Origin of the sequence: Bradyrhizobium sp. Leaf396, assembly GCF_001424605.1 — a bacterium.
Classification (GTDB): Bacteria; Pseudomonadota; Alphaproteobacteria; order Rhizobiales; family Xanthobacteraceae; genus Bradyrhizobium; species Bradyrhizobium japonicum_C.
The window spans coordinates 63,733-87,997 of sequence record NZ_LMQJ01000045.1; the positions used below are offsets into that span (position 1 = coordinate 63,733).

Here is a 24,265-nt window from a genome sequence, read left to right on the forward strand (position 1 = left end):
TTTCGGGCATATCGGCAGGCACGGCAACCGTCAGGCGGCGATGATGGGGGCGTAAGTCTCGACCAGCCGATTGGCGAACATGTCGACCTTCGGGATCATCAGCTTCTGACGGCAGACCGCGAGATCGATGTGCTTGGGCATCACGGCGCCAAGCTTGAACACGCGCGGCGCCACGACGTTGATGTCCCAGAGCGGAAAGCCGGTCGGCGGAATCACGAGGCTGCCGCCCGGATAGGGCGAATCGACGCGGTTCGCCAGCACCACCGCCACACGATTGTCCTCGGCTCTTGGGACTGCCAGCAGCTCCCGTTCGAACGGCTCGCGCAACGAGGCGGGCCACAGGATGATGTCGGCCGCCGCGATGCCGAGGCAACGCGAGACCTCAGGGAATACCGCATCATAGCCGGACATGATGCCGATGCGCCCGAACGGCGTTTCGAACACGGGATACTCGTCGCCCGCCTTCGCCCATTTCCGCTCCTCGGCCGTGAGATGCGTCTTGCGATATCTTCCAACCTCCTTCCCGTCGGGCCCGATCAGGAACGTCGTGACGTACAGCCCGGCCGCGGCCCGCTCCACCGTGGGAAACGCAATCAGGCATTGATAGCGGGACGCGATCGCGGCCGTCTTGGCCAGCAGAGACGCCGTCTGGTCGGCCAGTGCCGCGGCCTCTGCAGCGTTCGGAATGGCCGATGGGCAGAACGCATATTCCGGCAGGGTGAGAACCTTGATCCCGAGCTTGGCCGCATGATCGACCATCTCGAGCACCTCGTCGGCCGGGCAGTCCTTGGTGACGTGCATCTGCACGGCCGCGACCTTGGCGACGGATTTCGCCGGGATCAGCGGCTGCTCCGCGATCCGGTAAACCGACGTCTTCTCATACGGCACCGCCATCAGGCCGTAAGTCTCGGGACGACGGTCGGCAATCTTGTCGTTGGCCGAGTAGATCGACTTGTCATGCGCGGCCTCGAGATCGACGTCGGCAATCGCCATACCGTGCGTATCGTACGGCACTTTCGAGAGCACTCGTCCCTTCGGATCGACGATCATGCTGCCGCCGGGATAATAGATCGAGCGCTCGTAGCCGGCCTTGGTGGCAGCCACTAGCCACAAACCGTTCTCGTAGCTGCGAGCCGGCCCCCACATGTCCGCCTGATCCATGGCGAAGAAGTTCGCCATGTCGACGATTACCTCCGCGCCCTGCATCGCCATGGCGCGGAAGATTTCTGGAATGCGGCCGTCGAAGCAGATCAGAAGACCGATCTTTCCTAGGTCGGTTTCCACCACCGGACAGCCGCGCTCGCCGAACGCGAACCAGTTCTGGTCGTGAGTGGCGAGAAACTGCTTGTGATAGTGGCAAACGGTCTCGCCATTTCGACCGAACATGATGCCGGTATTGAATATCTTCTCCTTGTCCGGATCCCATTCCGTGACGCCGCTGGCGATGTAAATGCGGTGCTTCTTGGCGAGCGCGGACAATGCCGTCACGAACGGGCCGTCCTTCATGGTCTCGGCAAGTTCGCGACAATGGTCGGCGGAGTCGAAGAGATAGCCGGTGTCCATGCATTCTGGGAACACCACCAGCTCGGCTCCCTGCCGAACCGCATCCTCGACATACTGTGTGGCCAGCGCGATGTTGTGGTCAAAGTCCCCCAGACGGGCAAGCGTCTGGACGGCGGCAGCGCGGAAACGGCGCTTCGTCATGTTGGTCTCCATCATTCGAAAGTTGATTGGATCAGTCGCGCTTGACCTCGCGCCAGAAGCGGTCGAGGCAATGGCGTTTCAGGTTGATGAACCCCTCGCCGGTCGTGACGTCGAGATCGCGCGGCCAGGGCAGATCCACCGGAACGATCTCCGCGACCCGCGTCGGCCGGCGCGTCAGCAGCACGACCTGGTCGGCGAGCTGGATGGCCTCCTCGAGATCGTGCGACACCAGCAGCATCGTGGTCTTAAGCTTCATGAAGATGTGCTGAAGCCGCTCGCGCATGAACAGCGTCATCTCGTAGTCGAGCGCGGAGAAGGGCTCGTCGAGAAACAGCACCTCCGGTTCGGTCACGAGCGCGCGCAGGATCGAAACCGTCTGCTGCTGGCCTCCGGACAGCGTGTAGGGGTAGGCGTTGAGATCGAACGGCACGTCGAAATCCGCGAGCAGTTTTTCGACGCGCCGGCGCCGCTCCTTGCGCTCTATCCCGATCACCCTCAGGGGATAATGGATGTTGTCGATCGCGCGCATCCAGGGGAACAGCGCCTCCCTGTAGTTCTGGAAGACATACGATATCCTGGTATCGCGGATGGTCTGGCCGTCGTAGAGCACCTCCCCCGCATCCATCGGCATCAGGCCGGAGATCATGTTGATGAACGTGCTCTTGCCGCAACCGTTCGGGCCGAACACCGAGATGAACTTCCCCATCGGCAGATCGATCGAGAAGTCGTCGTAGATCGTCGTGCCGTGGAAGCTCTTGCTCAGGCCACGCACGGTGACGTAGGCCTGCCGCGACTTCGGGGACGCAGCAGGCGACGGGCTTTCGGCGGCTGGCCGGTCTACGCTGCGGATCGCTGTCACCTTCCCCATCGGAATATCCACTCAGTTTCCGAGATCGGACTTGGCGAGGAGCTTGTCCTTGACGTTGATCGGCCCCGCCACCACGCCTTCCTTGATGAAGACGTCGACCAGCGCCTGGTACGACTTCATGTCGGTGTCGTTGAGATCCTTGAACCCGCGCAGATAAGGCTGCGCCAGGAGTTCGAGCTGATCTTCCTTGATCGGCGTGTACTTGGTGAGGATCGGCTTGTACTTCTTGAAGTCGGAGTTCACGAGGTCGGTCGCCTCGTCGATCACGGCAACGACCTTGCGCGCAACCTCGGGCCGCTCCTTCAGGAACTTCGTCGTCATCAGCGAGGCCCCGGAGTAGAAGGGGTCGGCGATCACATGCGCGACCGGATTGGTCATGGCGCGGGCTGCCTTGCCCGAAGCGACGGCGATCGATCCGACCGGCTCCAGCGACAGCGTCGCATCGACCGTCCCGCCGACCACGGCCGGCACCTGCATGGCGACGGCGAGGTCGACCAGCTTGACGTCCGCATCGGGATCGAGGCCTGCCGAGCGAACCATGTGGCGCGAGATGGTGCGCCACTGGATGCCCGGGACGTGACCGAGCGACTTGCCCTTCAGATCGGCGAAGCCCTTGATCGGGCTGTCCGGCTTGACGATCAAGCCGTCATTGATGCGGTCGACCGCGATGCCCCCGCCCTGCAGGCCGAACACCTTCAGCTTGCCGGGGAACTTGGCTTCCGCGATCATCGCGATGCCGGCGGCCGCGCCCGGAGGACCGAAGTCGGCGCGCTCCGCGATCAGAGCGTCGATGATCTGGTTCGGCGCCTCCATCTTGGTGGAAACGATCTCGATGCACGCCTTTTCGAATAGCTTCTCTTCCAGTGCGACATAATAGGCCGTGGTCTGCATGATCGGCAGCCAGACTGCCGTCACCTTCTCGGTCTTGTCGCAGGCAGCATCCGCGCCGGTCGCGCCGAGCAGGAACGTGGAAGCTGCGAACGCCGCGAGGAATCTCTTCATGTGCATGATGGCCTCTTCGTTTAGATGGCTGACTATCTGCCGGACCAGTGAATGAACGAGCGCTCGATCACCAGGAGCATGAGATTGAGCCCGTATCCCATCGCGCCCGCGATCAGGATGGAGCCGTACATGTCGGTGAGCGAGTACGAGATCTGTGCATCGATGATGCGGTGACCGATGCCGTCGGTCGCGCCGATGAACATCTCGGCGACGATGATCACGACCAGCGCAAGCGACACCGCGGTACGCAGGCCGACGAAGGTCTGCGGCAGGGTTTCGTAGAAGATGACGTCCTTGAAGATGCGGAGCGACGAGGCGCCCATCGAGCGTGCGGCAAGGATGCGGGTCTGGCGGGCATTCATCACGCCGTAGGCGACGTTGAAGACGATGACGAGCCAGGCGGCGAAAGCGGCAACCGCGATCTTGGCGAAATCGCCGAGGCCGAACAGCAGCAGGAACAGCGGAAACAATGCGGTCGCGGGCGTCGAGCGGAAGAAGTCCACCAGGAATTCGACCGAGCGATAAATCGCGGCCTTGGCGCCGAGCACGATCCCGATCGGAACGCCTGCGACCACTGCGATCAAGGTGGAGTAGCCGACGCGCGCGATGGTGTGGACGAAATCGCCGGTCATCTTGCCGGCCGCGATGCTGGCCCCGGTGTCGCGCAGTGTGTCGATCGGCGACGGCAGCAGATCCTTGTTGACCAGTTGCCCCTTGAAGGCGAGCCACCACAGGGCAAACAGCAGCAGCGGCCCTGTCGCCAGCTCGATGGCGCGCTTCACTTTCGGGCTCGAGATCGCATCAGTGATCTGTTGCATCAGCATCCTCGTGGTCTCTGCGGTTCGCTGCGCACTTTCCGCCGTGAGCACGCGAAGTGTTGGCCCCAGCGCCCCGAAAGAAAATGGCGAGATGTGCAATCGTTCGTGCAAGAATGCATATTGAAAGCAATCATCCGAGTGATGGATTTGCAGGCTTGCAGAGCCTAAGAATCAGGCAGACCGCGTGTTTTCGCCCATGCGAACGGCACTGGCGGTGTGGAGGGCAGCAAGCTGGTCGCCGGCCGAACTGCTGCAGCGGCGGCCAGCCTCTCTCCTGTGGTGTTGGATCCTCAGCGCGCTTGCGCGCTCGCCCCGTCTTCCCGCCCGAACCGCTCGACGAGAAAGTCGATGAACAGCCGCACCTTCAACGACAGATGCCGGGTCGGCGGATAGACCGCATAGAGCGCGAGGGGCGGCGCGGCATAGTCTTGCAAGACGGCGCGCAGTTCGCCTTTGCGCAAGGCATCGGCGGCAATGAACTCGGGCAGCAGCGCGAGCCCCCTGCCCTTGATCGCGACGTCGCGCAGCACCTCGGCGTTGTTGACGCAGAGCGACCAGGCCGGCTGGATCCAATGGTCGCCATCTGCGCCGGTGAGCTTCCACTGGTTGCCTGTCAGCAGGAAGCCGTAGGTCAGCGCGGCGTGCTCGCGCAGATCCTGCGGATGTCTTGGCGTCTCGTGGCGCGCGAGATAATCGGGCGAAGCACAGATCATGCGCGCCACCGGCATGATCTTGCGCGCGATCAGGCTGGAAGATTCCAGTTCCGCGATCCGCAGCGTGACGTCAAAACCGTCCTGCACGGGATCAAGCAGATCGTCGCTGAGCACGAGCTGAAGCTGAAGCTCCGGATGTCGCGCCATGAAATCGGCGAGCACCGGTCCGAGCCGGATGGTGCCGAACGACATCGGCGCGTTGACGCGCAACAATCCGCGCGGCGACGACTGGGCTTGCGTGACCGCCTGGTCGGCAGCCTCGATCTCCGACAGGATCACGACCGCGCGCTCGAAATAGCGCTGACCGTTCTCGGTCGGGCTGGCGTGACGCGTGGTCCGGTTCAGGAGCTGGACGCCAAGGCTCTCCTCGAGGTCGGCGATGTACTTGCTGATCGCCGAGCGTGACAGCCGCAGCTGTCGGCCGGCCTCGGCAAAGCTGCCGCTCTCGACCACTTTGACGAAAGCCCGCAGGCTGCCGAGCTTATCCAAGGGCAGGCACCGAAAGATTGTTTCCAAATCATAGACACAGCCGTCATATTTGCATGGATTGTCTCCAATCCAAAGCGGAACGATATTTCCGGCCAGAGCAAGACCGCTCCCCACCTTTGGAGGACGACAATGTCTGGACTGCATCATGTCACCGCGATTGCCGGCGACCCCATCCGCAATTTCGGCTTTTACACGCGGGATCTCGGCCTGCGCTTCGTCAAGAAGACCGTCAATTTCGACGATCCCGGCACCTATCACTTCTATTACGGCGACGAGACCGGCCGCCCCGGCACCATCCTGACCTTCTTCCCCTGGGCCGGCGTGCCCTCGGGGCGCCGCGGCGTGGGAGAGACGCATCAGACCGCCTTCCGCGTGCCGCAGCGCTCGCTCGGCTATTGGACGCAACGCTTCATCGAGAAGGGCATCGCTCACGAGGCGCTCGAAAAGCGCTTCGGCGAATCCGTGCTGCCGTTCACTGATCCTGACGGCATGGCGCTCGCGCTGGTCGGCGTCCCCGGGGCCGAGAACGAGCCCGGTTGGAGCAATGGCGACGTGCCGGCCGAGCATGCGATCCGCGGCTTCCATGGCGTAACGCTGCTGCTCGACAGCGCAGCAAGGACGGCTTCCATCCTCACCGACGTGTTCGGCTTCGCCGAGACTGGACGCGAGGGCTCCGTGATCCGTTTCAAGGCGTCGGGCGACGCCGAAGGCAGCGTTGTCGACATCTACGAGGCCAAGGGCTTCCTGCGCGGGCATCAGGGCGGCGGATCGGTGCACCACATCGCCTTCCGTGCGGCTGACGATGCCGAGCAGGCCCAGATGGCGCAGAAGCTCGTGAGCAATCACGGCCTGCACCCGACCGAGCAGAGGGACCGCAATTACTTCCGCTCGATCTATTTCCGCGAACCCGGCGGCGTGCTGTTCGAGATCGCGACCGACATCCCCGGCTTCGCCGTCGACGAGCCCGTCGCGACCTTGGGACGCGACCTCAAGCTGCCTGTTTTCCTCGAGCAGCATCGCAAGCAGATCGAGGACGTGCTGCCGAGCCTCGAAGAGACCGTGTCATGACCGATACTGCATTCATCCATCGTTTCGAGCCCGCGACCAGCGCGGGCTCTCCTCCTCTGCTGCTGCTGCACGGCACCGGCGGCGACGAGAACGACCTGCTCGGGCTCGGCAGGATGATCGCGCCCGGCGCCGCCCTGCTCTCGCCGCGCGGCCGCGTGCTCGAGCGCGGCATGCCGCGCTTCTTCCGCCGCCTCGCCGAGGGCGTGTTCGACGAGGATGACGTGCGCCGCCGCGCGCGCGAGCTCGGCGACTTCGTCGCGGAGGCGCGGCAGCGCTATGGCATCGCCGCGCCGATCGCGGTCGGGTTCTCCAACGGGGCCAACATCGCGGCGGCCCTGTTGTTGCTGAAGCCGGAGCTGCTCGCAGGCGCGATCCTGCTGCGCGCGATGGTGCCGCTGTCGGATCCGCCCAAGGCCGATCTCGGCAGCAAGCCGATCCTGCTGCTGTCCGGACACGGTGACCCGATCGTGCCGGCGACCAATTCGGCGCGACTCGCGGCACTTTTCACGGAAGCAGGCGCGCGTGTGACCCACAAGGTCCTGCCGGCAGGCCACCAACTGTCGCAAGCCGATGTGACGCTCGCCCGCGACTGGATCGGCAACGCCGAGTCGAGGGCGGCCTGACTCAGGAGCATCCCATGCCGCCGCGGGAGCTTCCGCGGCAGCACTGGCGAGCCCTCACATCTCTCAAGGAACCTCGCGGCCATCGGGACATTGCACAGCGGACGTCGCCTGCGGAGCTGACCATGCTTGAGGATCTGCGCGTGCTTGCCCAGCCCGGCGCCATCGTTGCGGTTGCCGCGGTCCTGCTGCTGATGGCTGCCGGAGGCGTTTCCATCCTGGTCGCCGCCAAGGGCTGGCCGTTCTAGTCGCAGGTCGCATTCGCAGGCGGCGAAATTATCGTAAGTCAATTGCAGAGCGTCGGATCAAGCCTCCACTCGGGCCACATTGCAGGAACCGGGCTCCAGACGCTGCGACTGCCCCGCCGCTAGGAACCTTTGTACAATTCGCCGGTTCCGCCTGTTCAAGGGGAGCACGGCAAGCGTTCATGCCAGTCTGGGTACGAAGAGTTCTGGTGCTGTGCACGTGCTTGCCGCTGAGCGCATGCGCCGGACGTCAGTCGGCGCTCGATCCACAAGGGCTGCAATCCGAGCAGATCCGCTCGACATTGTTCATCTTCCTCGCCGTCTCGGCTGTCGTGTGGATCGGGGTCGTCGTGGTTCTCGCGGCCGGAATGCTGCGTACCAAGCGCGCGGCCGACCGGCCGCTGGATCTCCACCAGGGGTACGAAGACCGCGCCGGACGCGTCGTGCTCTGGCTCGGGACGGCCACCGCACTCATCGTGCTCGGACTTTCCTTCGTCAGCTATGCCGGACAGCGCACCATCTTCGCCAAGGACGAGAAGGCCCTCACGCTGAAGGTCATCGGTCACCAATGGTGGTGGGAGGTCCGCTACGAGGCCGACAGCCCGCATAAGAGCTTCGTCACCGCCAATGAAATCCGCATCCCAACCGGCAAGCCCGTCAGGGTCGAGCTGGAATCCGCCGATGTGATCCACAGCTTCTGGGTGCCGAGCCTGACCGGCAAGATGGACCTCGTCACCGGGCAGAAGAACGAGCTGCAGTTCACGGCGAAAAACGCCGGCGTCTATCGTGGACAATGCGCCGAATTCTGCGGGCTCCAGCACGCCCACATGGCCTTTGCCGTGATTGCGCTGCCGCCCGACGAGTTCGAGCGCTGGCGCGAGCATGAAAACCGGAGCGCCCACAGCCCCAGCGATCCGCTCGGCAAGCAGGGCGAGGCCCTGTTCCGGGCACGCGGGTGTGCTCTGTGCCACAACATCAGCGGCACGCTGGCCGGAGGCCAGCTTGGCCCAGACCTCACGCATATAGCAAGCCGCACGACCATCGCCGCGGGAACGCTGCCGAACACGCCTGCGACGCTCGGCGCCTGGATCTCCGATCCCCAGCACATCAAGCCCGGCAACCTGATGCCGAAAATGCCGCTGCAATCGGGCGAACTGATCGCGATCATCCATTATCTGGAGCAGCTCAAGTGAGCACGGCCGCGGAAGAGCGCAACTTGCGGGACGACGTCCTGAACGGATTTCAGCTGACGAGACAGCTCGAACGTGTTTGGCGCACCCCGTCCGGCTTCCTCGGTGCCTTGATGTCGGTCGACCATAAGGTCGTGGGCCGCCGCTACATCCTCACCGCTTTTGTCTTTCTGCTTCTCGGCGGCATCCTTGCGGCCCTGATGCGCATTCAGCTTGCCGGGCCGGAGAAGACGTTTCTCTCCGCAGACAAGTACAACCAGATCTTCACGATGCACGGCTCGACGATGATGTTCCTGTTCGCCGTGCCTGTCATGGAAGCATTCGCCGTCTATCTCGTTCCACTGATGGTCGGCACGCGGAACATCGCCTTTCCCCGCCTGAACGCCTTCAGCTATTGGATGTTTCTGTTCGGCGGTGCTTTCCTCTGGCTTTCGTTCCTGCTCAACGTCGGCCCCGACGTCGGCTGGTTCTCATACGTTCCGCTCTCCAACCTGCAATTCTCGCCGAGCAAGCGCACCGACGTCTGGGCGCAGATGATCACCTTCACCGAGGTCGCAGCGCTCGCCGTCGCGGTCGAGATCGTCGTCACCGTGTTCAAGCAGCGCGCGCCGGGCATGACGCTCGATCGCATCCCGCTGTTCGTTTGGGCAATGCTGGTGACCGCCTTCCTGGTGATGTTCGCGATGCCCTCGGTGATGGTCGCCTCGACGTCGCTGATCCTCGACCGCCTCGTCAACACCCGCTTCTACGATTCTTCCTCGGGCGGGCATCCCCTGCTCTGGCAGCACCTGTTCTGGTTCTTCGGGCATCCCGAGGTCTACATCATCTTCATTCCCGGCACCGGCATGGTCTCGGCGATCCTGGCAACCTTCGCGCGCCGGCCGGTGGTCGGCTATCCGATCGTCATTCTGTCGCTCATCGCCACCGGATTGCTGTCGTTCGGCCTCTGGGTTCACCACATGTTCGTCACGGGCCTGCCCCAACTCGGGGCCGGGCTGTTCACGGCCTCCAGCATGCTGATCGCGGTGCCTAGCGGGCTGCAGATCTTCTGCTGGCTCGCGACGCTGTGGGACGGGCGTCCCATTTACCGGACCCCGTTGCTGTTCGTGATCGGCTTCATCGTGATCTTCGTGCTCGGCGGTCTCTCCGGCGTCATGGTGGCCTCGGTGCCGATCGACACCCAGGTGCACGACACCTATTTCGTGGTCGCTCACTTCCATTACGTGCTGATCGGCGGTGCGGTATTTCCGCTGGTGGGCGCCGTCTATTACTGGTTTCCCAAGATCGCCGGCCGCATGTTGAGCGAGAGGCTCGGGCAATGGAATTTCTGGCTCGCCTTCATCAGCTTCAACGTCGCGTTCTTTCCGATGCACTTCCTCGGGCTGATCGGCATGCCGCGGCGGGTCTATACCTATACCGCCGACATGGATTGGGCTCATCTGAACCTGGTGTCCAGCGTCGGCTCCTTCCTGTTCGCGCTCAGCTTCGCGCTGCTTCTGGTCAACGTGATCTACAGTCTGCGACGGGGTGAGCTCGCAGGCGACAATCCCTGGAACGCCTCGACGCTGGAATGGGCCACGTCATCGCCGCCGCCCCCGCAGAACTTCGATCGCATTCCCGTGGTCAAGCATCGCGATCCGCTATGGGCCGACAGCGAAATCCTGCCAGTGGCCGCCGGCCTCAGCGCGGACCGGCGCGAGGTGCTCGTGACCTCGCTCGCGGAGGCTGAGCCGCAAATCCGAGAAGCCTCGCCGGAGCCCAGCATCTGGCCGCTGCTCACGGCAATCGCGACGGCGATCTTCTTCATCGGGTCGATCTTCACTCCCTGGGCGGTGCTCTGGGGCACGCCGCCGATCGCCGTGGCCCTGATCGGCTGGTTCTGGCCCACCGGCAGCAAGGAGGACGAGTCGTGAGGCAGACCATCGTACGCAACGTCTCGGACCTGCCGACCTACGGCTTCGGTCCGCGCAGCGGCCCCTGGTGGGGAGCCATGGGCTTCATGGCGCTGGAAGGCATGGGCTTCGCCGTCGCGATCGGCGCCTATCTCTATCTCTACGCCGTCAACCCGACTTGGCCGATCGGCGCGCCGCCGCCCGATCTCTGGCCCGGCACCGCCGCGACCGTGCTCTATCTGCTCAGCATCATCCCGAACCAATATACCAATCGCGTCGCGCACCGGCAGGATCTGGCGAAGACCCGCATTTGCCTGATCATGATGGCGCTGATCGGCATCGCCCTTCTGGTGCTGCGCGGCTTCGAGTTCGCGCATCTCAACACGCGTTGGGACAATTCCGCCTACGGCTCCATCGTTTGGCTGATTCTGGGACTGCATACGGCCCATCTCGCCACCGACCTCGGCGACACCGTCGTCCTTGCGGTGCTGATGTTCACCCGTCACGCCAAGCCGCGCCGCTTCAGCGACGTGACCGACAACGTGTTCTACTGGAACTTCGTCGTGCTCGCCTGGCTGCCGCTTTACGTCCTGCTCGATTGGGTGCCGCGCCTATGACCGAAGCCGATCGAAATGGCAAACTGCTCTATTGGGCCGGCGTGGCGCTCGGACCCGTCTCCTGGGGGCTCAACCTGCAAGGCATCTACGTGCTCGCACATTTCTCGTGCGAGACGACGCGCGTGAGCGGCACGATCGTCAGCGTCGTGCTGGCCATCGTCGCCCTGGCGGGAACGGCGATATCGGCCCGCGCGATGCGCCGCGGCGCTGGCGCGGAATGGGTTGACGCCCAAGGCGGCGGACCCAGGTCATTCATGGCCTGGGTCGGCGTCGGCATGGGCGCGCTGTTTGCGCTGGTCATCGCCAATCAGTTGGCCGCCTCGCTCCTGATCAGCCCATGCCTGCGCTGAGACTCGCGGCACTGCTGCTTGCGCTGCTCGCGCAGCCGGCATCCGCCCATGGACTCTCGGATGTCGATTCGGGATCGCTCTGGAGCTTCGATCCCTGGCTCATGGCCCCGCTCTATATCGTTGGCATCGGCTTTTATGTTGGTACGCAGCGGTTGTGGGCACATGCGGGAGCCGGTCGGGGCGCGAGTTTCTTCCAGGTCGGCGCGTTCTGGAGCGGCTGGCTGGTCGCGGCGCTCGCGGTGACATCGCCACTGCACTGGCTCGGCGAGCGCCTGTTCACTGCGCATATGGCCGAACATGAGCTCCTCATGGTGGTCGCCGCGCCGCTGATGGCCTACGCGCGTCTCAACGGTCCGCTGCTGTGGAGCCTGCCGGCATCGTTCCGCCCCACAGCCGGGCGTATGCTGAATGCCCCACCCGTGGCACTCGCTTGGGGCTTCATCGGTCATCCCGTGAGCGCGACGGCGGTGCATGGCCTGGCGCTCTGGGCCTGGCACGCACCGCCACTCTATGCATGGGCGCTCGCGAACCCGGCGGTACATCGGCTCCAGCACGTCAGCTTCTTTGCAACCTCGCTGTTGTTCTGGTGGGTGCTGCTGCATGGCCGCGGCGCGGGCCGCAGCACCCGCATGCGCGACGGCATCGCCGTGGCCTGCCTGTTCATCACGATCCTGCACTCGGGCGTGCTCGGCGCTCTCCTCACCGTCTCGCCACGTGTCTGGATCCCCGGTCAGGGCGCGCTCGCCGGCGAATTCGGTCTGTCACCGCTCGAAGACCAGCAACTCGCCGGCATCCTGATGTGGGTGCCGATGGGAATCCTCTACACCGGCGCTGCGTTGTTCTTTGCTCACCGCTGGTTGACGGTGAACGATAGCCGGGCGCCGCTCGCTCCCACGCAATATCCAGGGTGAGCGCCCGCTCCCGATAGGAACTGCAGCTTCCGTTTGAACGTTCGCCTGCTGACCGAGATATCGAAGGGATCGCACATGGGCCAACGATGCGTCACGGGGACGGCTGCCGTCCTGGCGGCGGCATTATCGATGCCGGTGGCCGTGAAAGCACAAGACCAGCCCCGGCCCGCCTTGTCGTGCCCGGTCGACCACGATCAGCTCGTCGACATCCTCAAGAAGAGCGTGAAGCCTGGCGGCGGCCCCAGTAACGGCGGCCTGGACAACAACGAGTGGGCTGCGGTCGTCAACCGGCAGGGCATCGTCTGCGCGATCGCCTACAGTGGCAGCAAGGTTGACGATCAATGGCCCGGCAGCCGGGCGCTCGCAGCCGAGAAGGCCAACACGGCGAATGCGTTCAGCCTCAAGGACAAGGCGATGGCGACGGCAAATCTCTACGCGGGCGCGCAGCCGGGCGGCATCCTGTTCGGCGCGACCCTGAGCAACCCGCCGTCGCCGGAGGTCCTGTACGGCGGCGCTCCGGAGGAGTTCGGGACGGCGCATGATCCGATGGTGGGCAAGCCCGTCGGCGGCGTGATCGTATTCGGCGGCGGACTGGCGCTCTACGATGGCAACGGCATCGCCGGCGCGCTCGGCGTCAGCGGCGATAGCTCCTGCGCCGACCACAATGTGGCCTGGCGTGTGCGCCACCTGCTCGGGCTCGACCGTGTCCCGGCCGGCGTCAGTCCGAACATGAAAGACGCGATCATCTATGACATTGGCCCGGATGGCAAAAGCGCGTCGGGCTTCGGCCACCCCAAATGCAACGGCAAGGAGGACCAGATCGCCGTCGATCTCGGCGCAGGCGTATCCGGGAATGTGGTGAGGTAGCCCGGCAATCACACTTTGGAACCAAGCGGAAGCGCATGGTTTGTACCTTCACAAACCGGCCTGCAAAGCCGCACGGCCTCGTCATCGCCGTGGAGATCTTCACATATGCTAGTGCGTGTTCTCGCGCGATTGCTGAGCGTGCCTTGCGCCCTCGTTGCGTTGCTGTCCTCCGCTTTGGCACAGAGCGATCTGGCGAGCCGCATGAAGGACCCCAGCCAATGGCCGATGGCGGCACGCGACTACGCGAACACCCGGTACAGTGAACTCGACCAGATCAACACGACCAACGTGGCGCGCTTGCAGCTGGCTTGGACTTTCTCGCTCGGCGCCGATCGCGGCCAGGAGGCGGCACCGCTCGTGGTGGACGGCACGATGTATGTGGTCGGTCCCTATGCAGGCCCCTATCCCAACCGCGTGTTTGCGCTGGATGCGACAACAGGCGAACTCAAATGGTCCTATGCGCCGAAGCCGGAGCCCGCCGCTGCCGGCGTTGCCTGCTGCGACGTAGTCAATAGAGGGCTCGCCTTCGACGACGGCAAAGTCTTCCTCAATACGCTCGATAACCACACCGTGGCGATCGATGCCAAGACCGGCAAGGAGCTTTGGCACACCAAGCTCGGCGAAATCAACAAGGGCGAGACGATCACGATGGCGCCCGTCGTCGTGAAAGGGAAGGTTCTGGTCGGCAACAGCGGCGGCGAGCTGGGCGTGCGCGGCTGGATCACCGCGCTCGACGAGAACACCGGTGCCATCGTCTGGCGCGCCTACTCCACCGGGCCCGACAAGGACGTGCTGATCGGAGACGACTTCAAGCCATTCTATGAGCATCTCAAGGGCGCCGATCTCGGGGTAAAGACCTGGCCTGCCGATCGCTGGCAGGTCGGTGGCGGCACGGTCTGGGGATGGATCTCCTATGATCCTGACCTGAACCTGATCTATTACGGCACCGCCAATCCGAGCCCATGGAATGCCAACCAGCGCAGCGGGGACAATCTCTGGAGCGCATCCATCTTCGCCAGGGACCCCGACACCGGTCGTGCGAAGTGGGGCTATCAGTTCATCCCGCACGATCTGTTCGACCATGATGAGGTCAACGAGAACGTGCTGGTTGACCTCGAGCTCAATGGCCAGCCGCGCAAGGTGCTGATTCATCCCGGTCGCAACGGCTACATGTACGTCATGGACCGCGCCACCGGCGAAGTCATCTCGGCTGACGCCTATGAGTTCGTCAACGTCTACAACGGTGTCGATCTCAAGACCGGCAAGATCATCCCGAACGAGGAAAAGACGCCGCTGGTCGGCAAGACAGTCGAGAACATCTGCCCTGCCGCCCCGGGTGCGAAGGACTGGCAGCCGAGCGCATGGTCGCCGCGCACGAAACTGCTCTACGTGCCGCATCAGCATCTCTGCATGAACTTCAAGGCCTCGCAGGTCGGCTACATCGCGGGCACGCCCTATATCGGCGCGGACGTCGACATGTATGCCGGACCCGGCGGCCATCGCGGCGAGTTCATGGCGTGGGACCCTGTCGCGCGCAAGAAGGTCTGGGAGATCAAGGAGAAACTGCCGGTCTGGAGCGGAGCGCTGGTGACCGCCGGCGACGTCGCGTTCTATGGCACCATGGATCGCCTGTTCAAGGCGGTGGATGCCAAGGATGGGCGTGTGCTCTGGCAATTCCGCGCCGGCTCCGGCTTCGTAGGCCAGCCGGTTTCCTACCGCGGCTCCGATGGACAACAGTATATCGCGATCCTGTCGGGCGTCGGCGGCTGGCCCGGCGTCGTCGCCAACGCCGAGGTGGATCAACGTGTGCGCAACGGCGCACTCGGCTTCACCGGCGCGACGCAGGACTTGCCGTTCTATACCGCCGGCGGCAGCGAACTGCTCGTGTTCAGGCTGGGCGGCGCAACTGGCGAGGATCCAAGTCGTGCGCCCGCGAAATAGCGCTATCGCCCTTGCATTCCTGCTCGCCCTCACGGCCACGCCAGCGGCCGCATCGGATGGCGACCTTCGCGTCTGCGCCGATCCGAACAATCTGCCGTTCTCGAACAGCGCGGGGGCGGGCTTCGAGAACAGGCTCGCCGCGATGATCGCCGAGCATCTCGGCCAGAAGGTCGCCTACACCTGGTGGGCTCAGCGTCGCGGCTTCATCCGCAACACACTGAAGGCCGGGAGGTGCGACGTCGTGATGGGTGTGCCTGCGGGTTATGATCTGGTGGAAACGACGAGGCCCTATTACCGCTCGACCTACGTCTTCGTCACCCGGCAAGACCGACAGCTCGATCTGTCGTCGCTGCTCGACCCGCGGCTGCATGATCTGGCAATCGGCGTGCATCTGATCGGAGACGACGGCAGCAATCCGCCGCCGGCGCAGGCGCTCGGCGAGCAGGGCATCGTCGACAATGTCCACGGCTATTCGATCTACGGCGACTACAGGGAAGCTAATCCGCCGGCGCGCCTGATCGAGGCAGTCGAGAGCGGCAAGATCGATGTCGCCGCCGCCTGGGGGCCGATGGGCGGCTATTTCGCGAAAAGCTCGCCCGTGCCGCTCACGGTCGCGCCGATTCAGGACTACGAGGGCTTCGCACCCCAGCAATTCCAGTTCGCCATCGCCATGGGCGTTCGCAAGGGCGACCACGCCTTGCGCGACCGGCTGAACGCGTTCATCGACGCGCATCGATCCGAAATTGCGTCACTGCTGCGAAGTTTTGGCGTGCCGCTTGTCGAGCAGCCGGTCACCGCATCCGGAGGACATAAGTGATGTCAGCTCAAGCGCTGCGCGCGAGCGCCATATCCCTGCTGCTGGCGGTCGCGCTGCATGGTCCCGCACTTGCCCAGCAGACCCTGCCGCAATCGCAGGAGGCACAAATGCCGACGCTGGCGCCACGGCCGAACTTCGGCGGCAGCGTCGGTAACGGCAGTCCCGGCGTCTTCATGCAGGTTCCGGTCAGTCACCTGCATCCGGGCGCGCGGCCCGATCCGCCTCAGATCAAGAACCCCATGCAGGGCGATCCCAACGCGGAGCAACGCGGGATGACCTACTACATCAATTTCAACTGCGTCGGCTGCCACGCACCCAATGGCGGTGGCGGCATGGGACCCGCGTTGAGCAACAACACCTTCATCTACGGCTCGCAGCCCGAGAACATCTTTCTCTCGATCTACCAGGGCCGGCCAAACGGAATGCCGGCCTGGGGCGGCGTGCTGCCAGACAGCGTGATCTGGGATCTCGTCACCTATATCGGCAGGATCAGCAACGAGCCGAACCGTCAATGGGGCCGCACGTTCTCGGCGAACCCGTTGTCACCTGAAGTCGAACAGGTGCCGACCGAGCAGGTCTCGACCACCGATCCCTGGTCCGCCACCAAGGCTTTCAACTTCGGCAAGAAACCCTGATCGGAGGCCGAATGGGAGACAGATGTGCGGCGCGCTTGCTGATCTCGGTGCTGGGACTGGCGGTCATCGGCGCTGGCGAAGCAGCGGCGGCGGGCCCTGACAATTTCAGCGGCGACGCACGCCGCGGTGCCGATCTGGTCAAGACCTACCGTTGCGGCGGCTGCCATGACATCCCCGGCGTCGCGGGCGCCAATGGTAACGTCGGCCCGCCGCTGCATCGGATCGGCACGCGGACCTACATTGCCGGCTACATCCAGAACTCGCCGGACAATATGGCGGCCTGGATCGAAGATCCGCAGAAGGCGCTGCCGGGCAATGCGATGCCGAAAATGGGCATTCCGCAAAAGGACGCGCGCGACATCGCGGCGTTTCTCTATACGCTGAAATGACCGTCCTGCCCCAATGTAAGCCATTGAAATGATTGCGCCTGGCTACTGTGCATGGGGTTGTTTTCAGATGTGGGCTGACCTCTCCCGCCAGCGGAGGGGGCAGAGTCGCATCAGAGGCGCGGCCTTCTAGAGCGTCCAGCCGAGCTCGTGCAGCCAGGGCGGATCGGCGCCCGCACGCGTGCAGGTCAGGCCGGCGCATTGGGCGGCAAAAGAGAGCGCGCGGTGCAGCTCGTCCGCACCGATGTCCTTCATTCGCAGCCGGGTGAGATGCCCCTGCTTGTAGAGAGCAAAGAGCAAGGCAGCTTGAAAGCTGTCGCCCGCGCCGATGGTGTCGGCCACCTCGACCTTCGGCGCGGAGACTTCGATCTGCCCCACCTTTGCGTGCCACGCGACGGCGCCGGTCTCGCCGCGGGTGATCACGACAAGGCTTGCGCCCTGCCCGAGCAGCACGTTCGCCCGCAGCTCATACGACTCCTCACCGAAGAGATAGGCGAAGTCGGCGTCCGACATCTTGATGAGATCGGCGCGTGCCGCGAACTCGGACATACGCGCGCGATAGGCCGGCTCGTCCTTGACGAGGTTCGGTCGGCAGTTCGGATCGAAGGCGATCGTCGAGGACGCACGCGCATCCTCGATCAGCGCTGTCGTCTCCGCCGCGCCTTGGTCATTGACCAGGGTCGTGGAGCCGACATGGACGGCTTCGACCTTGCTGAACGCGATCGAGCCGCGCCGATAGGTCCAGTTCCGCGTCGCGGTTCCGGCATCGTAAAAGGCGTACTGCGAGTCGCCCGCGACGGTGCGGACGAAAGCGAGCGTGGTCTGGTCGTCGCTGCGGGTGACGAGACCGAGATCGACGTTGGAGGCGGCGGCGTGATCTGCGATCATCCGTCCGAACAGGTCGGTCGAGATGCCGCCGACGAAGCCCGTCGGCGCGCCGAGCCGCGCCAAGCCGATCGCGACGTTGAGGCAGGAGCCGCCGACTGCCGGCAGCGCCGCCTCACATCCGTCCGGGGTCCGCGTCGGCAGAAAATCGATCAACGCATCGCCGCAGGCAATCAGCATCCCATTCAAGGTCCGGCTCTCATTCTCGCTTGCGGTTGCTCCACCACCGTCGAGGCGAACCTATCAGCAAGTATCGTCGCCATCCACCAGCACGACGATGCCTCATTCGCACTGGCTCAGCTTCGCATCAATGCGCCACCTGCCGGTAGATCGCCGGCAGCGCCGCGGGCAATCGCTTTATGTTGCCGACGATGGCGTAACCGCTGCGGCCAAACAGCGTCGGAAAGTAGGATTGTGCCGCCGCGTCGATCGTCACACCGAACACCGCGATCCCGAGCCGGCGCGCCTCCTGCACCGACTTGCGGGTGTCTTCGAGTGCAAACCGGCCTTCGTAATGATCGACATCGTTCGGCTTGCCGTCGGTGAGGACGAGCAGCAGCCTCTTGCGTTGCGGCTGGTGCGCGAGCTCGGCCGCGGCGTGGCGCACCGCGGCCCCGATCCGTGTATAGTAGCCGGGCTTGAGTGCGCCGATGCGGCGCTCCACCGTTCCGCCCATCGGCTCGCCGAAGGCCTTGACCGTTACGACCCGCACCCAGGAGCGCCGGCGCGAGGTGAAGGTCAGGATGCTGTGGTGATCGCCGCAGGCCGAGAGCCCGTGGGCGAGCACCAGCAGCGCCTCCTTCTCGACGTCGAGCACGCGGTAGCCGTCGACCCAGGCGTCTGTCGACAACGAGACATCGACAAGGAGCGTGACAGCGAGATCGTGCCCTTGCGGGCGCATGGCAACATGGATGCGATCGAGACCGCTGCCGCCGCTGCCGGCACGGAGGTCGCACCGCGCACGTACCAGCGCATCGAGATCGAGGTCGTGTCCGTCGGCCTGCGCCCGCATCAGTTCGTGACGGGGCCGCAACATCTCGAAGCGGCGGCGCACCTGGCGGACGTGCCGGCGCATGGAATCGTCGGGGACCCAGCTCTCTCCGGTTTCGGAGGCCGCGCCGGCGAGCACGCGGCAATGATCCGGCAGATAGGAGCCGCTGCGGTAGTCCCATTCGGGATAGGTGAAGTCCGCACTCAGCGGTGAGGCATCAAGGGCCTCGGGGGGCAGGTCGAGATCGAATTTGAACCGGCTCGCCGGCTTGCCGGTACGTCGGCTGAGCGTGATCTCCTCGAGATCGTCGGCCGCTTTCTGCGCATCCTCATCCTCGCTGTCGTCAGCGGGACGATCGACATTGACCATCTCCGCCATTGCGAGGATCTTCTCGAAGCGGTTGAGCACGAACGGATCGCGGCGGTTGGCATTGTCCTCGCGCTCGCGAGTCGCGAAGCGCTTGCGATCGTCCTGGCCGGCGGGCTCCGCACCATCGGCACATTCATCCTCGCCCGCATGGGTAGGCGATAGTTCACGCGTCCAGCAATCGCCCCAGAGCGGGCACGGCAGGATCGAGCGATAGCCCGGCGGCGCCTTGTCCGGCAACGGCTCCATCCCCATCATGGCCGGCCACAACTTGCCCGCTGGCCCCTTGCTCGCACCGAGCAGGGCCAGGACGACCAGCTCGATGTCCTGCTCGGTGCGCGGCAGAGGTCGGCGAGGCCGGGCCTCGGCGGTGGCGGCGGCGAGCCGCGCGTAGTCGGCGGCGAGCCCTGGAAATTGCGTGAGCACGAAGACCGTCGTCGCGCTCGCCCGGCGCAAAACCAGAAGATCCCGCCGCAGCGGATCGGTTTCCATGATGGTCTCGATTGGAGCCACCGCGAACCAGGCCGCAAGCCAGCGATAGAGCGCTGCGTTCAAGGCCCGGTCCGGAAAGAGCGCGATGCGATCGGGCAGGAAGATGGTCGCGGCGTCGCGGCCCGGCTGCTCTAGTCGCTCGTCCCCGAGGCCGATGCGCTGTCGCCAGCCGAGACGATGGCCTGCCCTGCGTGCGCCGGCGCTCGCGATCTGCACGCCCGTCTCGCCGCCGAGCGCGCGGAACATCACCGCGAGCCGGCTCTTCATCCCCGCGAGCGCGACGGCGTGATCGTCGTGAACCGGATAGCTCCCGGTGCCGCCGACCATCCGGTGCCAGGCGCGGCCGACCGTCTCCTCCAGTTCGAGGAAGTCGAGCATGGGCCTCACCCGATCATGGCGCGCGCGACGTCGAGCAGCGCCGCCTTCACGTCGGCATCGTCGGTCAGGGGCTCGATCATGCCGGCGAGCACGGCGTCGGCGATCGGCGTACCGGCGGCAATCAGCGTCGCGCAATAGACGACCAGCCGGGTGGAGACGCCCTCCTCCAGATCGTGGCCCTTCAGCGCGCGCAGCCGGCCAGCCAACCCGACCAGCGGCCGCACGCGCTCTGGCGCCAGTCCGCTTTCGGACGACACGACGGCGATCTCCTGATCGGCCGGCAGGAAACCGAATTCGATGGCGACGAAGCGCTGCCGTGTGGACGGCTTCAGCGCCTTCAGCAGCGTCTGGTAACCGGGATTGTAGGATACGACAAGCATGAAGCTGTTGGGAGCCACCAGCTCCTCGCCGGTGCGCTCGAGCGGCAGGATGCGGCGATCGTCGGTCAAGGGATGCAGCACGACGGTCACGTCCTTGCGCGCTTCCACGACCTCATCGAGATAACAGATGCCGCCCCCACGCACTGCGCGCGTCAGCGGACCATCCGTCCATACCGTGTCACCGCCCCGCAGCAGATAGCGGCCGGTGAGATCGGCCGCGGTGAGATCGTCGTGGCAGGCGACGGTGTGCAGCGGCAATCCGAGCCGCGCCGCCATATGGGCGACGAAGCGCGTCTTGCCGCAGCCGGTCGGGCCCTTCAAGAGGACCGGCAGCTGATTTCGCCAGGCGTGCTCGAACAACGCGCATTCGTTGCCGGTTGCGACATAGGCCGGCAGCTCGGGTTCGGACGCCGCCACGGCGAGGAGTGCTGCGTTCATGATCTTTCTCCGGAGTTCACTTTGAGAAGGCGGTCGCGACAAACCGCGACCGCCATTTTTGCTTACTCAGCCGGCTGCAACGCGCCGGTAATGACCGGCTGCTTGACGCGACCCGGGACCAGCACGGCCCAGACGAACATCAGAGCCGAGATCGCCACGAACACGCCTGAGCCGAGCCGGACCCAGTAGAACATCGCGAGCTGATCCTGCACGTCCATGTAGCCCTGCCCGAGCACGCGCTGGAGATGGACCTGGACCACGCCGGCGAAGGTCAATGCGAAGGTCATCACCATCATGGCCGTGCACATGATCCAGAAGCTCGCCATGGAGAGCCATTGATTGTAGGGCGCGCGTCCTTTGATCTGCGGGATCGCGTAAGCCATCACCGCCAGGTTCAGCATTACATAGGCGCCGAAGAAGGCGAGATGACCGTGCGCGGCGGTGACCTGAGTGCCGTGGGTGTAATAGTTCACGGAAGACAGCGTATGCAGGAAACCCCAGACGCCGGCGCCCAGGAACGCCATCACCGAGCAGCCGACCGACCACAACAGAGCTGCGCGGTTCGGATGCTTGCGGCCGGCCTTCCAGGTCATCTGCACCGTGAAGATCACCATGGTGAAGAACGGCGCTACCTCGAGCGTGGAGAACAGCGATCCGATCCACTGCCAGTAGCCGGGCGCGCCGATCCAGTAGAAGTGGTGACCGGTACCGAGAATGCCCGAGAACAGCGCAAGGCCGATGATGACGTAGAGCCACTTCTCGACCACTTCGCGGTCTATGCCGTTGAGCTTGATCATGAGGTACGCCAGCACGGAGGCCATGATCAGCTCCCAGACGCCTTCGACCCAGAGATGGACAACGTACCACCAGTACATCTTGTCGACCGCCAGATTGATCGGATTGTAGAAGGCGAAGAGGAAGAAGATCGCAACGCCCCACAGGCCGAACAAGAGGATGTTCGTGACTGTGGTCTTCCGACCCTTGAGTGCCGTCATCGTCACGTTGAAAAGGAACATCAGGCAGACGACCACGATGCCGACCTTGATGATGAATGGCTGTTCGAGGAACTCGCGGCCCTCATGATAGTGGAAGAGATAGCCGACCACGGCGACGCCGGCTGCGCCGAAGAACATCCAGAACTGAACCTTCGCCAGCAGCGGACTGTACAGCTCGGTCTCGGTCTCCTCGGGAAGCAGGAAGTAGGTGGCGCCCATGAAGCCGATCAACGACCAGACGATCAGCGCATTGGTATGGATCATCCTGACGACGTTGAAAGGCAGGAGGGTCGATAGCGTGTTGGGCAGGACGTAGATCGTTCCGGCGACGAGGCCGAACAGGACCTGCGCGAGGAACAGGGTCAGCGCGCCGTAGAAGTACAGCATCGCGACTTTCTGGGTCTGGTATTTCATCTCAGGCTCTCTGTCTTGAGGGATTCGGGAGGCGATGCTCTCAACCGGCCTTGTTCGGCGGCCACTCCTGGCGCTTGATCGTAGAGGTCCATTGCAGGAAGTCGGCGAGATCGTTGAGTTCCTGGTCGGTGAGGTTGAACTGCGGCATCTGCCGCCGGCCGGGCGCACCCGAAGGCTGCGACTGCATCCAGGCCTTCAGCGTCTCGCGCGCGGCGGCCGGATCCTCGTTGCCGCCCCAGCGGTCCCAGACGTTACCGACTTCAGGCGCAAAGTAGGCACCTTCGCCGAGCAGGGTGTGGCAGTTGATGCAGGAGTTCTTCTCCCAGACGTGCTTGCCGCGGGCGACCGACGATGTCAGCGTGGCGGCGTCGGTGGAGGTCGTGGTCATGTAGTAGTGGCTGTGCGCCGTCAGCCCTATGAAAATGGCGAAGAAGAAGGCCGATCCGCCGTAGAAGACGTTTCGAGCGGCCGACTTGGTCAGGCGTTCAGCCATTGCCAATCCTTTCCGTTGATTCAAGCGAGATGCGATGCTGCGATTTATTGCCGACGGGGGCCGTTCGTTCTTTGTCAGGGCGCAATGAGCGCGTCAGATCAGGGCAACGACGGCGGATGCGAGCCAGGCAAACAGCACCACGATGACGACCCAGGCGCTGACGAGGCCTCGCCAAAGCGCCGGCGCGGCGCGAAGATCGAGAAAATCGAGCACGACGCGGCGGCCCTTGAGGGCCGCGAGCGTCAGCAACAGGGCATTGCCGAGCAATGGACGTGCGGCAAGTGACGAGAGCAGAATGGTCGCGAGGGCAAAGCCAATAAGCGCGATCCATGCGATGTCGAGACGATCCGGAATCACTGATGCACCAGATAGATGATCGGGAACATCACGATCCAGAGCAGATCGACCATGTGCCAAAAAGCGGTTCCGGTCTCAACGCCCGCAGCACCGGCGCTCCGGGAAACTACGGCGAGAATCACGATGCCGAGGCCGACATGCAGGAGATGGAATCCGGTGAGGAGGAAGTACAGCGTGAAAAACGGGCTCGTCTCCAAGCCGTTACCCAACGCGATCTCGCCGGAATATTCGAACAGCTTGATGGCTATGAAGAGCGCGCCGAGCGCCATGGCGACGAACATCCAGCCCCGCGCGGCTGGCCGGCGCCGCGCACGCGCGGCGGCCGTACCGCGGGCAGCGGCCCAGCCACTTGTCACCAGAACGACAGTGTTGATTCCGGCAAGATGCGTATCGAGAGTGGCCTGTCCGGCCGCGAAGACAGCCGGATGAAGCGCGCGAGCCACGACGAAAGCGCCAAGAAACAGGCCGAAAGCGGCGAGCTCGCTGAAGATCAGCACCCAGATCATGGGATCGCCAGGAAGATCTCCGAGGATTCCCCAGCCGGTTTCTTGCTGTTCGCAATCCGTCGCCGACATCTGCATTCCGCATCAAGGACGCCGAACGGATATCTCACCGGCGCGGTTCCAACTTTGTCGCCGCACAAATAGTGCAACCGGCCGGAGAAGCATTTGCGCCAGCGCAACGTCTCGTTTGCCGCACTTCCATAGGGTGGCGCATCCGGCGGTTCCGCAGAACAGGGAACGATAAGATGAGCGATGCACAAATCGGGCTGATGACCGCGACACCGATCATCATCGCGTTTGCCATCGCACTCCGGCGAATGGGCGTGCTTTCGACGGTGGCGACCGTTTCCGCAGTGAGCCTCTCCGTCGCGATCGCGGCGGTGCTGTTCACGACGCAGTAGCAGGTGCCGTTAGGTCAGCAGGGCCAAAGCGCGCCCACC

General features: G+C 64.2%; 26 protein-coding genes. 14 read left to right on the forward strand and 12 right to left on the reverse strand.

The genetic code is table 11. The annotated features are described in order from the left end of the window. Window positions 1–30 precede the first annotated feature (30 nt). From ASG57_RS27770 to ASG57_RS27790, 5 genes are all read right to left on the reverse strand, one after another. Window positions 31–1,704 carry a carbon-nitrogen hydrolase family protein gene (locus ASG57_RS27770; protein ID WP_024339947.1) on the reverse strand — a complete coding sequence of 558 codons (1,674 nt, stop codon included), beginning with the start codon at window positions 1,702–1,704 and terminating at the stop codon, window positions 31–33. 31 nt (window positions 1,705–1,735) lie between these two features. Then, window positions 1,736–2,572: an ABC transporter ATP-binding protein gene (locus ASG57_RS27775; protein ID WP_051160677.1), complete on the reverse strand. Its 837-nt coding sequence runs from the start codon at window positions 2,570–2,572 to the stop codon at window positions 1,736–1,738. A gap of 12 nt (window positions 2,573–2,584) precedes the next feature. Next, on the reverse strand, window positions 2,585–3,580 hold the full coding sequence (locus tag ASG57_RS27780; protein WP_230646494.1) for an ABC transporter substrate-binding protein: 996 nt from the start codon (window positions 3,578–3,580) through the stop codon (window positions 2,585–2,587). Window positions 3,581–3,606: 26 nt separating this feature from the next. Beyond that, window positions 3,607–4,392 (reverse strand): ABC transporter permease, encoded by a 786-nt coding sequence (locus ASG57_RS27785; protein ID WP_024339944.1) that lies wholly within the window; start codon window positions 4,390–4,392, stop codon window positions 3,607–3,609. Window positions 4,393–4,682: 290 nt separating this feature from the next. Next, window positions 4,683–5,594 (reverse strand): LysR family transcriptional regulator, encoded by a 912-nt coding sequence (locus tag ASG57_RS27790; RefSeq protein WP_024339943.1) that lies wholly within the window; start codon window positions 5,592–5,594, stop codon window positions 4,683–4,685. A gap of 129 nt (window positions 5,595–5,723) precedes the next feature. On the opposite strand from ASG57_RS27790, the gene ASG57_RS27795 reads away from it, so the two are divergent. From ASG57_RS27795 to ASG57_RS27855, 13 genes are all read left to right on the forward strand, one after another. Further along, complete coding sequence (locus ASG57_RS27795) at window positions 5,724–6,662, forward strand: ring-cleaving dioxygenase (protein ID WP_024339942.1); 939 nt, start codon at window positions 5,724–5,726, stop codon at window positions 6,660–6,662. Further along, window positions 6,659–7,285 (forward strand): alpha/beta hydrolase, encoded by a 627-nt coding sequence (locus tag ASG57_RS27800; RefSeq protein WP_024339941.1) that lies wholly within the window; start codon window positions 6,659–6,661, stop codon window positions 7,283–7,285. Before ASG57_RS27795 ends, ASG57_RS27800 begins: the two co-directional genes overlap by 4 nt. Before the next feature lie 122 nt (window positions 7,286–7,407). Further along, complete coding sequence (locus tag ASG57_RS39745) at window positions 7,408–7,530, forward strand: hypothetical protein (protein ID WP_283805276.1); 123 nt, start codon at window positions 7,408–7,410, stop codon at window positions 7,528–7,530. A 179-nt stretch (window positions 7,531–7,709) separates the two neighbouring features. Then, window positions 7,710–8,720 carry a cytochrome c oxidase subunit II gene (coxB, locus tag ASG57_RS27810; RefSeq protein ID WP_024339940.1) on the forward strand — a complete coding sequence of 337 codons (1,011 nt, stop codon included), beginning with the start codon at window positions 7,710–7,712 and terminating at the stop codon, window positions 8,718–8,720. Continuing rightward, complete coding sequence (ctaD, locus tag ASG57_RS27815; protein WP_024339939.1) at window positions 8,717–10,630, forward strand: cytochrome c oxidase subunit I; 1,914 nt, start codon at window positions 8,717–8,719, stop codon at window positions 10,628–10,630. Before coxB ends, ctaD begins: the two co-directional genes overlap by 4 nt. Beyond that, window positions 10,627–11,226 carry a cytochrome c oxidase subunit 3 gene (locus ASG57_RS27820; RefSeq protein ID WP_024339938.1) on the forward strand — a complete coding sequence of 200 codons (600 nt, stop codon included), beginning with the start codon at window positions 10,627–10,629 and terminating at the stop codon, window positions 11,224–11,226. The genes ctaD and ASG57_RS27820 overlap by 4 nt, the downstream gene beginning before the upstream one ends. After that, window positions 11,223–11,576 (forward strand): hypothetical protein, encoded by a 354-nt coding sequence (locus tag ASG57_RS27825; RefSeq protein ID WP_024339937.1) that lies wholly within the window; start codon window positions 11,223–11,225, stop codon window positions 11,574–11,576. Before ASG57_RS27820 ends, ASG57_RS27825 begins: the two co-directional genes overlap by 4 nt. Then, window positions 11,564–12,487 carry a cytochrome c oxidase assembly protein gene (locus tag ASG57_RS27830; RefSeq protein ID WP_024339936.1) on the forward strand — a complete coding sequence of 308 codons (924 nt, stop codon included), beginning with the start codon at window positions 11,564–11,566 and terminating at the stop codon, window positions 12,485–12,487. Before ASG57_RS27825 ends, ASG57_RS27830 begins: the two co-directional genes overlap by 13 nt. A 129-nt stretch (window positions 12,488–12,616) precedes the next feature. Continuing rightward, the gene (locus tag ASG57_RS27835) at window positions 12,617–13,354 is read left to right on the forward strand and encodes a heme-binding protein (protein ID WP_155248488.1); all 738 of its coding nucleotides are present in this window, start codon (window positions 12,617–12,619) and stop codon (window positions 13,352–13,354) included. A gap of 105 nt (window positions 13,355–13,459) precedes the next feature. Then, the gene (locus ASG57_RS27840) at window positions 13,460–15,295 is read left to right on the forward strand and encodes a PQQ-dependent dehydrogenase, methanol/ethanol family (protein ID WP_024339934.1); all 1,836 of its coding nucleotides are present in this window, start codon (window positions 13,460–13,462) and stop codon (window positions 15,293–15,295) included. Beyond that, complete coding sequence (locus ASG57_RS27845) at window positions 15,279–16,112, forward strand: substrate-binding domain-containing protein (protein ID WP_024339933.1); 834 nt, start codon at window positions 15,279–15,281, stop codon at window positions 16,110–16,112. Before ASG57_RS27840 ends, ASG57_RS27845 begins: the two co-directional genes overlap by 17 nt. Continuing rightward, window positions 16,112–16,747 (forward strand): c-type cytochrome, encoded by a 636-nt coding sequence (locus ASG57_RS27850; RefSeq protein WP_024339932.1) that lies wholly within the window; start codon window positions 16,112–16,114, stop codon window positions 16,745–16,747. The genes ASG57_RS27845 and ASG57_RS27850 overlap by 1 nt, the downstream gene beginning before the upstream one ends. Before the next feature lie 35 nt (window positions 16,748–16,782). Next, window positions 16,783–17,136, forward strand: coding sequence for a c-type cytochrome (locus ASG57_RS27855; RefSeq protein ID WP_230646491.1), 354 nt, complete (start codon window positions 16,783–16,785; stop codon window positions 17,134–17,136). A 126-nt stretch (window positions 17,137–17,262) separates the two neighbouring features. On the opposite strand, the gene ASG57_RS27860 is transcribed toward ASG57_RS27855, so the two are convergent. From ASG57_RS27860 to ASG57_RS27890, 7 genes are all read right to left on the reverse strand, one after another. Next, entirely contained in the window at window positions 17,263–18,198 is a 936-nt protein-coding gene (locus ASG57_RS27860) for a carbohydrate kinase family protein (RefSeq protein WP_024339930.1), read from the reverse strand. A 127-nt stretch (window positions 18,199–18,325) separates the two neighbouring features. After that, window positions 18,326–20,245, reverse strand: a complete 1,920-nt coding sequence (locus ASG57_RS27865; protein WP_024339929.1) for a nitric oxide reductase activation protein NorD — start codon at window positions 20,243–20,245, stop codon at window positions 18,326–18,328. A gap of 5 nt (window positions 20,246–20,250) precedes the next feature. After that, window positions 20,251–21,063, reverse strand: a complete 813-nt coding sequence (locus ASG57_RS27870; protein WP_024339928.1) for a CbbQ/NirQ/NorQ/GpvN family protein — start codon at window positions 21,061–21,063, stop codon at window positions 20,251–20,253. Window positions 21,064–21,125: 62 nt separating this feature from the next. After that, the gene (locus ASG57_RS27875) at window positions 21,126–22,472 is read right to left on the reverse strand and encodes a cbb3-type cytochrome c oxidase subunit I (RefSeq protein ID WP_024339927.1); all 1,347 of its coding nucleotides are present in this window, start codon (window positions 22,470–22,472) and stop codon (window positions 21,126–21,128) included. A gap of 40 nt (window positions 22,473–22,512) precedes the next feature. Beyond that, window positions 22,513–22,965, reverse strand: coding sequence for a c-type cytochrome (locus ASG57_RS27880; protein ID WP_024339926.1), 453 nt, complete (start codon window positions 22,963–22,965; stop codon window positions 22,513–22,515). A gap of 93 nt (window positions 22,966–23,058) precedes the next feature. Further along, the gene (locus tag ASG57_RS27885; protein WP_024339925.1) at window positions 23,059–23,319 is read right to left on the reverse strand and encodes a cytochrome C oxidase subunit IV family protein; all 261 of its coding nucleotides are present in this window, start codon (window positions 23,317–23,319) and stop codon (window positions 23,059–23,061) included. Further along, entirely contained in the window at window positions 23,319–23,897 is a 579-nt protein-coding gene (locus ASG57_RS27890) for a cytochrome c oxidase subunit 3 family protein (protein WP_024339924.1), read from the reverse strand. The genes ASG57_RS27885 and ASG57_RS27890 overlap by 1 nt, the downstream gene beginning before the upstream one ends. A 173-nt stretch (window positions 23,898–24,070) precedes the next feature. Between ASG57_RS27890 and ASG57_RS38855 the strand changes: the two genes are divergently transcribed. Further along, complete coding sequence (locus ASG57_RS38855) at window positions 24,071–24,226, forward strand: hypothetical protein (RefSeq protein WP_091892367.1); 156 nt, start codon at window positions 24,071–24,073, stop codon at window positions 24,224–24,226. Window positions 24,227–24,265: the final 39 nt, after the last annotated feature.

Coding starts and splice junctions, on each gene's coding strand:
- ASG57_RS27770 (WP_024339947.1), bottom strand. CDS start 1,704: ATGACGAAGCGCCGTTTCCGCGCTGCCGCCGTCCAGACGCTTGCCCGT.
- ASG57_RS27775 (WP_051160677.1), bottom strand. CDS start 2,572: ATGGGGAAGGTGACAGCGATCCGCAGCGTAGACCGGCCAGCCGCCGAA.
- ASG57_RS27780 (WP_230646494.1), bottom strand. CDS start 3,580: ATGCACATGAAGAGATTCCTCGCGGCGTTCGCAGCTTCCACGTTCCTG.
- ASG57_RS27785 (WP_024339944.1), bottom strand. CDS start 4,392: ATGCAACAGATCACTGATGCGATCTCGAGCCCGAAAGTGAAGCGCGCC.
- ASG57_RS27795 (WP_024339942.1), top strand. CDS start 5,724: ATGTCTGGACTGCATCATGTCACCGCGATTGCCGGCGACCCCATCCGC.
- ASG57_RS27800 (WP_024339941.1), top strand. CDS start 6,659: ATGACCGATACTGCATTCATCCATCGTTTCGAGCCCGCGACCAGCGCG.
- ASG57_RS39745 (WP_283805276.1), top strand. CDS start 7,408: ATGCTTGAGGATCTGCGCGTGCTTGCCCAGCCCGGCGCCATCGTTGCG.
- coxB (WP_024339940.1), top strand. CDS start 7,710: ATGCCAGTCTGGGTACGAAGAGTTCTGGTGCTGTGCACGTGCTTGCCG.
- ASG57_RS27825 (WP_024339937.1), top strand. CDS start 11,223: ATGACCGAAGCCGATCGAAATGGCAAACTGCTCTATTGGGCCGGCGTG.
- ASG57_RS27830 (WP_024339936.1), top strand. CDS start 11,564: ATGCCTGCGCTGAGACTCGCGGCACTGCTGCTTGCGCTGCTCGCGCAG.
- ASG57_RS27835 (WP_155248488.1), top strand. CDS start 12,617: ATGCCGGTGGCCGTGAAAGCACAAGACCAGCCCCGGCCCGCCTTGTCG.
- ASG57_RS27840 (WP_024339934.1), top strand. CDS start 13,460: ATGCTAGTGCGTGTTCTCGCGCGATTGCTGAGCGTGCCTTGCGCCCTC.
- ASG57_RS27850 (WP_024339932.1), top strand. CDS start 16,112: ATGTCAGCTCAAGCGCTGCGCGCGAGCGCCATATCCCTGCTGCTGGCG.
- ASG57_RS27860 (WP_024339930.1), bottom strand. CDS start 18,198: ATGCTGATTGCCTGCGGCGATGCGTTGATCGATTTTCTGCCGACGCGG.
- ASG57_RS27865 (WP_024339929.1), bottom strand. CDS start 20,245: ATGCTCGACTTCCTCGAACTGGAGGAGACGGTCGGCCGCGCCTGGCAC.
- ASG57_RS27870 (WP_024339928.1), bottom strand. CDS start 21,063: ATGAACGCAGCACTCCTCGCCGTGGCGGCGTCCGAACCCGAGCTGCCG.
- ASG57_RS27875 (WP_024339927.1), bottom strand. CDS start 22,472: ATGAAATACCAGACCCAGAAAGTCGCGATGCTGTACTTCTACGGCGCG.
- ASG57_RS27880 (WP_024339926.1), bottom strand. CDS start 22,965: ATGGCTGAACGCCTGACCAAGTCGGCCGCTCGAAACGTCTTCTACGGC.
- ASG57_RS27890 (WP_024339924.1), bottom strand. CDS start 23,897: ATGTCGGCGACGGATTGCGAACAGCAAGAAACCGGCTGGGGAATCCTC.
- ASG57_RS38855 (WP_091892367.1), top strand. CDS start 24,071: ATGAGCGATGCACAAATCGGGCTGATGACCGCGACACCGATCATCATC.